Below are 12,084 nucleotides of genomic sequence, written 5' to 3'. Positions count from 1 at the left end.
CTCAGTGGGATTCGTCAGGGCGCGCCGATTGCTCGCGCAGGGCCGTGGCATAGCCGCCGGCACCGTGTTCCAGGGTGCGTGCAACGCGCCCGATGGTGGTCACGCTGACCTGGGTCAGCTCGTGGATCTCGCGATACGGCACGCCCTTGATCAACAACGGCACCACCCGCCAGCGGTCGGACATGGCCTCCAGCTCGGCAGGCGTGCACAGATCGCGCAGAAAGGCCTCGACCGCGCCAGGCTCCTTCAGGCACGCCAGGGCATCGGCCAGCATCTTGAGGGAGGCAGCGACATCGGCACTTTCGCGGGGAGCGGGTCGTTGTTTCATTGCGTTAATGTAATAGCGTGTTAGTACATTAACGCAATCAGGGTCCGTAGGACAAGCGCTGCAGTCCGAAGCGTTCAGCGAAGTAGCGGACCCTGCTGCGGATCAGAAACGAAAAACCCACCGACAGCGAGGTGTCAGTGGGTTTGTTTCCGCATCGGTACCGGGGGCGCCGCCTACGCTGTACCAACCTGGCTGCATTCCCTAGCTGGCCGGCCAGCGACTCAATCGGCCTTGATGCCACCAGCCACCAGCATCGCCTTGGCCTGCTCCAGCTCCACCAGCAACGTGCTGGCCAGCTCGTCGCGGGCGACGTCGAACTGCTGCTCGCGCACCAAGTCCTTGACCGCCACCACGCCGCGCGCCAGTTCGTCGTCGCCGGCCAGCACCACGAAGCGGATGCCTGCACGCGCGGCGTACTGGAACTGCTTGCCGATCTTCTTCGGCTCCATTTGCACTTCGGTGTTGATGCCGCCGATACGTAGCCGGCGCGCGATATCCAGCGCGTCGCCCAGGCGCGATTCGTCCATCAACGCCACCATCGCGTGCACGCTGCTTTCGGCGATGCCCTGGATCAGACCGGCCTCGCGCAGCTGCCAGAACAGCCGGGTCAAACCGATCGAAATGCCGACGCCCGGCAGCTTGGACTTGGTGTAGTGGCTGGCCAGGCTCTCGTAACGGCCGCCCGAGCAGATCGAGCCGATCTGCGGGTGGTCGGTCAGCGTGGTCTCGTAGACGGTGCCGGTGTAGTAATCCAGCCCACGTGCGATCGAGAAGTTCAGGCAGTACGCGCTCTCGGGCACGCCCAGCGCCTTGACCAATTCAAGGACCTCGCGCAGTTCGGCAATGCCCTCGCCCAGCGTCGCGCTCGCACCGACCGAAGCCTCCAGCGCCTGCAACTGCGCCAGCGCATCGGCATGCCCGTTCGAGCGCACCGCCACGAAGGCCAGGATCTTGTCGACCTGTTCTGCCGCAATGCCGAAGCCCTCGCCCACCAGCGTATCGCGCACGTAATCGGCGCCGCGCTTGTCGATCTTGTCGACCTCGCGCAGCACCGCCAGCTGCAGCTCGCCCTCGGCCACGCCCAGGCTTTCGAAGAAACCGCGCAGCAGCTTGCGATTATTCAACTGCACCTTGAACTCGCCAATGCCCAGCTCGGCGAACACCGCGTGGATCACCGCCAGCACCTCGGCGTCGTAACGGATGCTCAGCGCATCCTTGCCGATCACGTCGATGTCGCACTGGTAGAACTCGCGGAAACGCCCGCGCTGGGCACGCTCGCCGCGGTACACGCGCTGCATCTGATAACGGCGGAACGGGAAGCTCAACTCGTGTTCGTGCTCGGCCACATAGCGCGCCAGCGGCACGGTGAGGTCGAAGCGCAGCGCCAGCTCCGGCAGGCCGCCGCTCTCGGCGCCCTCGTCGGCGGCGGCCGCCGCATTGGCCAGCGCGCCGGTGGACTGCACGAAGTACACCTGGCGCTCGGTCTCGCCGCCGGATTTGGTCAACAGCACGTCGGAGAGCTCGAACACCGGGGTTTCGACCGGCAGGAACCCGAACCGCTCGTAATTGCGGCGGATGACGTCCAGCATGCGCTGGAACGCGATCTGCTCGCGCGGCAGCAATTCCATGATGCCGGGCGGCGTACGGGGCTTGATCACGAGCGAAACTCCTGCAGGGCAATGTGGCGAACGCGCAATTCTACCGGCTGGCGGCCGCGCTGACCGCATGGCGTATCATTGCAGCGCCTCTTGGCAATGCGTGGCCCATGTACCGGCAGCTTTCAGATCCCAGCACGAACTGTGCGGTGCCAAGCGCCGTATCGGGCAGCGACGCGCGCCATTCCGAATGCGCGCAGTGCGCGGTGCGCGGCCGGGCCATCTGCGCGGCGCTGTCGCCACAGGAAATGGACGCACTGGATCAGGCCACCCACGCCCAGACCTATGCGCCCGGCAGCACCCTGGTGCGCGCGGGCGAGAGCCGCCATCACGTCTACACCGTCACCTCCGGCGCGCTGCGGCTGGTGCGCACGTTGGCCGACGGGCGCCGCCAGATCACCGGGTTCGTGTTGCCCGGCGACTACGTTGGGCTGACCGAAACGCCGCAGCACCGCCACGATATCGAAGCCATCATCGACAGCCGGGTCTGCCGCACGCCGATCACACAGATGCGCCAGTTGCGCGACCGCTACCCACAGTTGGAACGCAAGCTGCTGCAGCGCGCCAGCATGGAACTGGCCGCCGCGCAGGACACCGGCCTGCTGCTCGCGCGCCTGCAACCCAGCGAACGGCTGGCGCATTTCCTGCTGCGGTTGGCTGCGCGCTCCACCCAGCCCGGCGCCAGCGGCGACACCGTGGCGCTGCCGATGAGCCGCAGCGATATCGCCGACCATCTCGGGCTGACCGTGGAGACGGTGAGCCGCACCTTTACCAAGCTCAGGCAACAGCAACTGATTGCGCTGCCGCAACTGCATCTGGTGCAGATCCTGGATTACGCGGCGCTGCGCAGCCTGGCCGGCGATACGGTTTGAGGTGTGGCGGTTGATTGGCTGAAACTGACTGACACGCCACTGCAAGTTTGCCCATTGGACGCAGTAGCTGCGGAAGCCAATACAGCAATGCCATGGGTGCTATATGCCAGCCCGCACTCACTTGGCTGAGAACCAGCCGCAACGTGTAGCAGGCGGCCCGAGTTGCGGATATCGCAAGTGGCCCACTTAGGGATTCGACGGAGATGTTGGCGCTTCAAGCCGATCGCGAGACAACCCACGCCTAGCGACCTGCACGCAACTCCTCAACGCCCGCCCACATTCGCACTCGCCACCGATGCGCCACATCCGCCACTCAGCAACCGCGATTGGCGTAGCCAGGCACGGTCCGGGTAGTAGGCGAACACGAAGGCGCCTTCACGCAAGGTATCGATCAATTGCCTGGCCACCGCCGGACGTACCGCCGGGCAGCCCAGGCTACGGCCGAGCCGGCCCTGGGAGCGGATCACCGCCTCGCTGACGTAGGGCGCGCCGTGGATCACGATCGCCCGGTCGCGCGCATGGTCGTTGAACCCGGGCTCCAGGCCCTTCAGCCGTAACGAATAGCCGTTGTGGCCGGTATACGACTCCTGCGCGGTGAACGCGCCCAGGCTGGACTGGAAACTGCCGTCGTCGTTGGAAAACTTCGCCGCCAGGTTGTTGCCGGTGTTGCGCCCGTGCGCCACCCATTCCTGGAACAGCAGCCGCTGCCGCTCAAGATCGAATACCCATAGCCGGCGCTCGGTCGATGGCCGGCTGTAATCGATGACGCTGAGCACGCGCTCGGCACCCACCTGCTGGCGCTGCCGGGCGCATTGCAGCGCCTCGGCAGCCAAGGCCAGCACCTGGCGGTCCAGCGACGGCGCCTGGCGTGCCAGGGCATCCACCAACCCCATGCTGGGTGTCCCCAACGATGCCAATGGGGCGGCGGAAATGGCATCGGCCGCACTGGCCGTTCCAGCCGCTGCCCAACCGCATAAGGCGATGGCAGCGGCGATCACTCGATAAGACATGCAACAACCCACAGCGGACGCGGCGCCACGCCGGGGCCGCACCCGATAGAGATAGCCCCATGTGCGGAACTTTCCAACCCCTGGCGCCTGAACGCGTTGGGTCAGGCCGCATCCGCAAGCAGGCGCTGCCGGAAGGCGGCGTAGTCCGGCGCAAGTGCTTCGGCATGTGCCGGACGTTGCAACAGCGCGGCCAGCGCCGGTGGAACCTCGACAGCGCGGCCGATCAGCGGCTCCACCACGCCCTCGAACTTGGCAGGATGCGCGGTGGCCGCCACCGCCCAATCGCCGGTTCCGCCCTCGGCCCCTTCTGCGCGCAGTTGTTCGAGCACGTGCACGGCGGTGGCGGTGTGCGGGCAGTGCACTTCGCCGTAGCGCGCAAAGCGCTGCTGCACGGTGTGGCGGATCGCCGCATCGTCCACCGACAACGCACGGAATGCCTCGCGCAACGCGGCATCGTCGCCTTGGTAGAGCCAACGCAGGCGTTCGAAATTGCTCGGCGCACCCACGTCCATCGCATTGGCCAGCGTCGCCACGCTGGGCTGCGGCGCGTAATCGTCGCCGGCAAAATAATCCGGCAACACGTGATTGGCATTGGACGCCAGCGCGATACGGCCCAACGGCACACCGAGCGCGCGCGCCAGGATCGCCGCCAGCCCGTTGCCCAGATTGCCGGTGGGCACCACCAGATTCAGCGCCGCGCCCGAGCCGGCATGGTGTTGCAGAGCGGCATGCGCGTAGTAGCTCATCTGCGGCAGCAAGCGCCCCAGGCTGATGCTGTTGGCCGAACTCAGCGGCACCTGTGCCTGCAGCGCGGCATCGCTCAAGGCCTGCTTGACCATCGCCTGGCAGTCGTCGAACGAGCCGGCCACGCGCAAGGCCTGGATGTTGTCGCCGAAGCAGCCCAGCTGATGCGCCTGGCGCGGCGACACGCGGCCATCCGGATACAGCACCACCACACGCAAGCCCGGCTGGCGATGGAATGCCGCGGCCACGGCAGCGCCGGTATCGCCGGAGGTGGCGACCAGAATGGTGAGCGGGCGGTCTTCGGCGCGACGCAGGCGGGTCAGGCAGGCGGCAAGAAAGCGCGCGCCGAAATCCTTGAACGCGGCGGTCGGCCCATGGAACAGCTCCAGCGCGTAATCGCCGGGCGTAGCCAGCGGCACCAGTGGTGCCTGGAAGTCGAACGCTTCGGCGCAGATGGCCGGTAGCTCTGTTGCCAGCGCATCGCCTTCGAAGAAAGGCTGCAGCAACGTTGCGGCGGTATCGGCCAGAGTGGCGCCGGCAGCGAGCGTGCGTGTCGGCGGCAGGATCTGCGGCACGTACAGGCCGCCATCGGGCGCCAGGCCGGCGGCAATCGCCTGACTCAGGCTTGCGGCAGGCGCGCCGCCGCGGGTGGAGATGAAGTTCATGGTGACTCCAGACAAAGCGAGAACGAGGTGGGCAACGCGGCATTACCCGAGAACGCGGATACCGGGATGGGCGATTGGGCCGATGTCGGTGCCCTGGCCGCATCCGGCCAGATGGTCATCCACCGCCGGCGCCACGGCGCTATGCTGCGGGCACCTTTCCGTGGAGCAGGCAGATGATCAAGGTCAGCGTGATGTACCCGTACCGCGACGGCGCCCGCTTCGACCACGCTTACTACCGCGACACCCACATGCCGCTGGTGAGCGCACGGATGGGCGCGGCCTGCCTCAGTTACACGGTGGATAAAGGCATCAGTGGCGGTGAGCCGGGCAGCACCCCGCCCTACATCGGCATGTGCCACATCTTCTGCGAATCGGTGGAGGCCTTCGGCGCCAGTTTCGGGCCGCATGCCGAGGAAATCCTGGGCGACATTCCCAACTACACCGATCTTGCGCCGGTGATGCAGATCAGCGAGGTCGTGGTCGGTTAAACGTTGCGTTGCGCGCTGCAAGGCCTGCCTGCCGTGCGTGGGCGATCGATCAATGACGACATCCGCGCGATGGCTCATGCCAGCAACCGCGCGGCCGGGCTGGCGATCGGAGACACCCAGTGCTGGCTATCCAGGCCGGCGCCTGCGAATGCGGCCTTCACTGACGCGGCCGCAGCGTCGGCGGCCGCGCGCGATTCGAACCAGGCGAACACACTGGGGCCGGCGCCGGAGATACTGGCACCCAGTGCATCATGATCCAGCGCAGCTTGCTTGGCAGCCGCGAACCCGGCGATCAACGGCGCGCGGCGTGGCTCGATCAACACATCGCGCAAGCCTGCGCGCACCAGGCCCGCATCGCCGGCATGGCAGCCAGCCAGCACCAACGCCAGGTTGGTGCTCTGCGCGACGAACTCGCGCAATTGGTAGTCGCCGGCCAGGGCTTCGCGCGCGCGCCGCGTTTCCAGCACCGCATCCGGATGCACCAGCAGGCTATGCCACGCCGCCGGCACGCTGATCGGCACCAGACGCTCCAGCGTGCACAACACCAGGCCGCCTAGAAACAGCGGCCCCAGGTTGTCGCCATGGCGGCTACCACTGGCCACCGCCTCGCCATCGAGTGCGTACTGGTAGAGCTGCTCGTTGCCCAGCGGCGCATCCAGCAGCGCATTGGCAGCAACCAATGCCGCCACGCACGAGGCCGCCGAGCCGCCCATGCCCGAACTCAAGGCGATGCCTTTGTCGATCTCTATCTCGAAGCCGAACGGCAGCGCCAATGCCGCACGCAATGAGATCAACGCCGCGCCCGCCGTGTTGCGTTCGGCATCCAGCGGCAAGGCCGCGGTGGTGCCGCGGATGGCAGCGATACGCACCAGTGGCGCATCGATGCGCCGCACCGTGACGGTGTCGCCGACGCCGTCGATGGGATAACCGAGCAGATCGAATCCTACTGCCACATTCGCCACCGAAGCCGGTGCGAAGGCGCGTGTTTCGTGCAGGCCCTGCGTTGCGGTCGCCACGTGATTCGCTTCGGTTGTCTGGTTTAGCGCCGTTTGATTTAAAGCCGCCTGGTTTGCAACCGCCTGATTCACAACCGCGCCCCCTCGCCTGCTGCCACCCGCAGCAGATCGGCAAACACACCTGCCGCAGTGACTTCCGGCCCCGCGCCTGGCCCCTGCACCACCAGCGGGTTCTCGCAATAACGGCGCGTGGTGAATTGCACCACGTTGTCGGTCAAACGCAGATTGGCGAACGCGTGATCGGCCGGCAGCTCGACCAAACCCACGCTGGGCGCACGATCCGGCGGCAGCTGCGCGACGTAACGCAACACATTGCCGCGTGCACGCGCATCGGCCAGACGCTGTGCGAAGGTCGCATCCACTTCATGCAGGCGCGCCATGAAATCGTCCACGCTGGCCTGCCGCAGCGCTTCGGGCACCAGGCTCTCGACCTGCACATCTTCCAGGCTGATCTCGCGCCCGGCTTCGCGCGCCAGGATCACCAGCTTGCGCGCGACGTCCACGCCGGACAGATCGTCGCGCGGATCCGGTTCGGTATAGCCCATGCCGCGCGCCTGCGTCACCAATTCGGCGAACGGCACGCTGCCGTCGTATTTGTTGAACAACCAGGCCAGCGTGCCGGAGAAGATGCCTTCGATCGAGGTCACCGCATCGCCGGTATCGACCAGATCGCGCAGCGTGGTGATCACCGGCAATCCCGCGCCCACGGTGGCTTCGTAACGGAAGCGCGCACCGCTGGCATCGGCCGCCGCGCGGATCGCCTGGTAGCGCACCAGCGGGCCGGAGCCTGCCTGTTTGTTCGGCGTCACCACATGGATGCCGGCGGCCAGCCACTGCGCATAGCGATCGGCCACTTCAGCACTGCCGCTGCAATCGATGATCACCGTATGCGGCAGATGTGCAGACAGCAGATGCGTGGTGAACTGTTCCAGATCGGTGGCAGTAGCTGCGGAGGCAAACGCATCACGCCAATTGCCGACCAGGCCGCGCTCGTCGAGCAACATGCGGCCGCGCGAAACCACTGCGCGCAGGCGCAGATCGATGTTGGCCTTGCCCAGCAATTGCGGCTGCGCAATGCGCAGTTGATCCAGCAACGCCGCGCCCACATTGCCCGGCCCGATCACGCCCACCGAGAAGGTTTGCGGCGACAACCAGAAGCCCGCATGCGCCGCACGCAAGGCCTTGGTCGCATGCGCCGCATCGATGGCCACCGAGATATTGCGCTCCGACGAGCCTTGCGCAATCGCCAGGATATTGACCTGTGCACGCCCCAACGACTCGAACAAGCGCGCCGCCACACCGGGCTGCCCAGCCATGCCATCGCCTACCGCGGCCAACACACTGATGCCGGTAGTCAGCTGCACGCGCTGCACCTGGCCAACCGTGAGTTCATGCGCAAACGCTTGCAACAAGGCATTGCGCGCGCGCTCGGATTCGTGCTGCTTGACCACGCAACAGATCGAATGCTCCGACGAGCCCTGCGAGATCATCACCACCGACACCTGCGCCACGCGCAGCGCCGCAAACACCCGCTCGGCCGTGCCTGGCACGCCGATCAGGCCGGTGCCTTCCAGATTCAGCACCGCCAAATCCGGGCTCAATGTCAGCCCTTTGATCGGCCCGCTGACCTTGCTGCTGGCGGTGATGCGCGTGCCCGGATGTTCGGGCTGAAAGGTATTGCGGATGATGATCGGCAGCCCGCGCTCGATCGCCGGCGACATCGTCTGCGGATGCACCACCTTGGCGCCGAAATACGCCAGCTCGCAGGCCTCGTCGTAGCTCAAGGTTTCCAGCTGCACCGCTTCTGGCACCACGCGCGGATCGGCCGAGAGCACGCCATCCACGTCGGTCCAGATATGCAGCTCACCGGCATCGAACAAGGCCGCGAAGATCGCGCCGGAATAATCGCTGCCATTGCGTCCCAACGTGGTGATGCGGTCGGCGCGGTCGCGCGCCACAAACCCGGTGACCACCACGCGCGTCTGCGGATGCGCCTGGCGCCAGGTCTGCAAGCGCTGCGCGCTGACGTCCCAATCCACATCCACGCCGAGTTCGCCGCGATTGACCACCAGCACATCGCGCGCATCCAGCACCGCGCAATCCTCACCAAGCGCGCGGAAATGATCGCCGAGCAATTGTGCCGAATACACCTCGCCCAGGCCTTGCACGCGGTCGAGCACCTCGCGCGGCAGCTCGCCGATCACCGCCAGCGCGCCGAGGATTTGCGATAGATGCTCGAAGCGCTCGTCCAGCCACTCTACCGTCGGCCCGGAATGTTCGCCCAGCAACGCCACTGCGGCACCGCGATGGCGCGCCCGCGTTTCATGCCAGCGATCGCGCCACTCGGGGCGGTCTTGCGCTGCAAGTTCGGCCAATTCGATCAACGCGTCGGTCACGCCCTTCATCGCCGACACCACGGTGACCTGCACCGTCTCCTCGCGTGCAAGCAACAGCTGCGCCACATGCCGGTAGCGCTCGGCATCGGCCACCGAGGTGCCGCCAAATTTGTGCACAACGGTGCGCGCAGAGGACGCGGGAACAGCAGCGGGTTCGAGCGAAACAGCAAGCGATGACATCGACAGACCTCGTTAGGGAGGCCCCGTCCGCTTCAGGTGAGAGAGGGAGACCCCCGCATCCTGATCCGGGTGCGGGGCCGTTGTTTTCGGAAATTACGCGAAGACGACGGACCGCACCGGGCGAATGGTGGCGGTGGTAATGGTGGTGGTAATGCGGGCCACGCCCGCACTCAGCGGCTGCTGTAGCTGGCAGAGAAGCGAAACAATGGCGGAGGCGTTATCCATGCATGCAAAAGACATCACAGGGCCGAGGCCTGTCAAGCATTGCGTGAATGGGCAGGCACGCGCGGCCGGCGCACGCGACAGAAAACCTTGCCACTCAGGGCTTTAAGTCACGCGCCCACCAGCAATTGATTGCTATGGAAACTTTTGTGGAGATCTCGACAGACTGCCTTGCGCAATTTTCGACCATGGATCGATGCGTAGACGCGACTCGGTTATCTGGATCGCTTGTGCGAGGTATCGCAAGCTGCCGACATCACTTCGCTTCCAGAAACAGATCGTCGCCGTTACCGAGCCGTCGCGTGCAGATCACCACGATCAACCGAGCACCTGAGGATTGAGTTGCCAGACCGAAAAGTTGAGCGCCGCCGCAAAACTCACCCACGCCAGATACGGCACCAATAACCAAGCCGCCAGCGCCTGCCGCTTCGCGAACACGACAATCATTCCGGCCAGCACCAGCCACAGCGTCACGATGTCCGCGAATGCCAACGCCCCCAGATGCCAAGCAAAGAACAGCCAGCTCCACAAACCATTGAGCGTCAGCTGCAGCACGAACAGGCCCAGAGCCGGACGCGTCTCCGCCCAGCTGCCGCGCCGCCACACCAACCAGACCGATACCGCCATCATTCCGTAAAACACTGTCCACACAGGTCCGAACAACCAGTCCGGTGGCGCCCAAGTCGGCCGCGCAAGTTCTGCATAGAAGCTGGCCGCCTGGATGGAGGCCATCGCACCAAGCCCAGCAACCGCATAGCACAGCGCCAACCAGCCTAAGAGACCGAACCATTGCGACTTTCTTGAAGTACTTTGCGTCATGACTGCCGTGAAGTTTTGTCAGTGCTCCTTAGCCTGGCAGAGCATCTGTGCAAGCCGCGACTACGCGGATGAATGTTCCGAGTGATGAATGCTCCGAGTTTAGTCAATCCACTATGGGTGTGAGGAAACAGGGGCAGGTAGGCCTATTAAGTGAATCCAACCCTGTTCTTCCGGAAACCCTGGGCGTATCATCACGAAAGGCTTAAAATATTACTTTTAGAGAAAATTTAATTTCAACTAATTTTTAAATGAAAAATCGACATCCCATGGGGATTTAAAATTTAAAATATTATCCAGTCTTCCGTTTTCAAAAAAATCCCTCATTAACTTTTTCGCAATTTCAGTATCAACCATCCAACCTCTTGAATCCCATTTCTGATCGAGGTAACTAACAGGACCATTTTCAAAATTACTTCCAAACTCATCCCACCACTTCAAAATCTCGAACCTCGGGTCATCCGAATTGACTCTTAGCAACAATCGATAAATCCCCTTGACTCCCTCCATAATTACAGCGCGAATCGGCCCAACTTCTCCGTGAATAATTAGGGAAGCACGCCCACCTCCCGCAAAAACTGAATCAATTCCCGCAACAACCCTATCCCATGCTGGATCTTCGGTACATACAGAACGCACTCCAGGAGCTCCGAACGAAAGTATAAATTCGTATTTATTATCCACCACCACCCCTCTTTAGCTCAACCAAACCAATCTTACTTTGCACTCTACTCCAAATCCATGTTTTACCGGTAGTAGCATCATAAATTTTCAATGAACTCAGCCCAGATCGCTCGGCAGCAGCTGCCAGATTAGTTGACTGACTACAGTATGAGCATATTTCTTCCCCCCTTACTGTCATCGACATACCCTGTCCTTGCGTCAAACCTGAATCGTAAGCCCTTTGTATGGCGGCGATTTCCGCATGAGCATTACTCATATTGGAATTAGGAGATCCAGGCGGAATTAAATCCGCAATCAAAGTAGGCTTGGCATTATCTGCCATCGCTGCCGGACGTGCCATTTGATTCGTATCTATGATTGTCCTGCCCGCAACACTTGCTTCAGCCGTCACTGTGACAGCCTCTCGGCCGGGCTCAAGTATTCTTCCAAGTAAAGGATCACGGGCTTCTCTACTCGCCAAATCCTTTAAAATATTTGCAGCAGCCGCAGCATCTGCTTTTCCATCAGCCTTGAGCGGAATAAGTCTTCTATAGGCGAGCACCAACTCATCCACCGTAAAGGCAGAATCCGTAAGCAAATTGTCGAGCTTTTGCGCGACGACTGGACCGACCGAACCGCTTCCACCGAAAAGGAGAGAGTGACCACCAGTTGCCTCTGTTGCGATTGCGTCTAAGGAACCTCTGAACAACGCACCATAGATACGTGACACTACCCGCCTCATGTTGAGGAGTAATCCATGCAACTGACGTTCGGCGACGCTGAAGGCCTGGGCAAGCGCAAGCAGACCCGACGGGAGATCTTCCTGGCCGAGATGGAGCAGGTCGTTCCGTGGCAGCACTTGCTCGGTCTGATCGCACCGCACTATCCGGTGTCGGGACGCCCAGGTCGGCAGCCATACGCACTGGCGACGATGTTGCGGATTCATTTGCTGCAGCAGTGGTATGCGTTGAGCGATCCGGCGATGGAAGAAGCGCTGCACGAGATTCCGACCTTGCGGCGCTTTGCCCA

Annotated in this window: 12 protein-coding genes; 3 read left to right on the top strand and 9 right to left on the bottom strand. The window is 63.3% G+C overall.

The genetic code is table 11. The annotated features are described in order from the left end of the window. Position 1: 1 nt before the first annotated feature. Positions 2–328, bottom strand: a complete 327-nt coding sequence (locus tag FFY45_RS20400; protein ID WP_168959725.1) for a YerC/YecD family TrpR-related protein — start codon at positions 326–328, stop codon at positions 2–4. A gap of 221 nt (positions 329–549) precedes the next feature. Then, on the bottom strand, positions 550–1,986 hold the full coding sequence (hisS, locus tag FFY45_RS20395) for a histidine--tRNA ligase (protein WP_176341823.1): 1,437 nt from the start codon (positions 1,984–1,986) through the stop codon (positions 550–552). A gap of 203 nt (positions 1,987–2,189) precedes the next feature. Between hisS and FFY45_RS20390 the strand changes: the two genes are divergently transcribed. Continuing rightward, positions 2,190–2,855: a helix-turn-helix domain-containing protein gene (locus FFY45_RS20390; protein ID WP_176341870.1), complete on the top strand. Its 666-nt coding sequence runs from the start codon at positions 2,190–2,192 to the stop codon at positions 2,853–2,855. A gap of 263 nt (positions 2,856–3,118) precedes the next feature. Here FFY45_RS20390 and FFY45_RS20385 read toward each other — a convergent pair whose 3' ends face one another. Next, entirely contained in the window at positions 3,119–3,865 is a 747-nt protein-coding gene (locus tag FFY45_RS20385) for a murein L,D-transpeptidase catalytic domain family protein (protein WP_023903808.1), read from the bottom strand. A gap of 101 nt (positions 3,866–3,966) precedes the next feature. Further along, a complete protein-coding gene (gene thrC / locus FFY45_RS20380) occupies positions 3,967–5,274 on the bottom strand; it encodes a threonine synthase (RefSeq protein ID WP_176341822.1) in 1,308 nt (435 codons plus the stop codon). 173 nt (positions 5,275–5,447) lie between these two features. On the opposite strand from thrC, the gene FFY45_RS20375 reads away from it, so the two are divergent. Continuing rightward, a complete protein-coding gene (locus FFY45_RS20375; protein WP_176341821.1) occupies positions 5,448–5,762 on the top strand; it encodes an EthD family reductase in 315 nt (104 codons plus the stop codon). A gap of 74 nt (positions 5,763–5,836) precedes the next feature. Here the strand turns inward: FFY45_RS20375 and FFY45_RS20370 are convergent, their stop codons facing one another. From FFY45_RS20370 to FFY45_RS20350, 5 genes are all read right to left on the bottom strand, one after another. After that, complete coding sequence (locus FFY45_RS20370; RefSeq protein WP_176341820.1) at positions 5,837–6,778, bottom strand: homoserine kinase; 942 nt, start codon at positions 6,776–6,778, stop codon at positions 5,837–5,839. 68 nt (positions 6,779–6,846) lie between these two features. Continuing rightward, complete coding sequence (thrA, locus tag FFY45_RS20365; RefSeq protein ID WP_176341819.1) at positions 6,847–9,354, bottom strand: bifunctional aspartate kinase/homoserine dehydrogenase I; 2,508 nt, start codon at positions 9,352–9,354, stop codon at positions 6,847–6,849. Positions 9,355–9,894: 540 nt separating this feature from the next. After that, complete coding sequence (locus FFY45_RS20360) at positions 9,895–10,395, bottom strand: TspO/MBR family protein (protein ID WP_176341818.1); 501 nt, start codon at positions 10,393–10,395, stop codon at positions 9,895–9,897. A 237-nt stretch (positions 10,396–10,632) separates the two neighbouring features. After that, the gene (locus tag FFY45_RS20355; protein ID WP_176341817.1) at positions 10,633–11,076 is read right to left on the bottom strand and encodes a DUF6911 family protein; all 444 of its coding nucleotides are present in this window, start codon (positions 11,074–11,076) and stop codon (positions 10,633–10,635) included. After that, positions 11,069–11,785, bottom strand: coding sequence for a cytidine deaminase-like fold-containing protein (locus FFY45_RS20350; protein ID WP_176341816.1), 717 nt, complete (start codon positions 11,783–11,785; stop codon positions 11,069–11,071). Before FFY45_RS20350 ends, FFY45_RS20355 begins: the two co-directional genes overlap by 8 nt. Before the next feature lie 27 nt (positions 11,786–11,812). Here FFY45_RS20350 and FFY45_RS20345 point away from each other — a divergent pair. Next, the coding region (locus FFY45_RS20345; protein ID WP_176341746.1) for a transposase at positions 11,813–12,084 on the top strand (272 nt) is incomplete at its 3' end.

Origin of the sequence: Xanthomonas hortorum (genome assembly GCF_011305375.1) — a bacterium.
Taxonomy (GTDB): domain Bacteria; phylum Pseudomonadota; class Gammaproteobacteria; order Xanthomonadales; family Xanthomonadaceae; genus Xanthomonas; species Xanthomonas hortorum_E.
This window is presented reverse-complemented; position numbering and strand designations above follow the sequence as displayed.

Excerpts from the sequence above, each read along its gene's own strand:
- FFY45_RS20400 (WP_168959725.1), bottom strand. The coding sequence starts at position 328 with ATGAAACAACGACCCGCTCCCCGCGAAAGTGCCGATGTCGCTGCCTCC.
- FFY45_RS20385 (WP_023903808.1), bottom strand. The coding sequence starts at position 3,865 with ATGTCTTATCGAGTGATCGCCGCTGCCATCGCCTTATGCGGTTGGGCA.
- thrC (WP_176341822.1), bottom strand. The coding sequence starts at position 5,274 with ATGAACTTCATCTCCACCCGCGGCGGCGCGCCTGCCGCAAGCCTGAGT.
- FFY45_RS20375 (WP_176341821.1), top strand. The coding sequence starts at position 5,448 with ATGATCAAGGTCAGCGTGATGTACCCGTACCGCGACGGCGCCCGCTTC.
- thrA (WP_176341819.1), bottom strand. The coding sequence starts at position 9,354 with ATGTCATCGCTTGCTGTTTCGCTCGAACCCGCTGCTGTTCCCGCGTCC.
- FFY45_RS20360 (WP_176341818.1), bottom strand. The coding sequence starts at position 10,395 with ATGACGCAAAGTACTTCAAGAAAGTCGCAATGGTTCGGTCTCTTAGGC.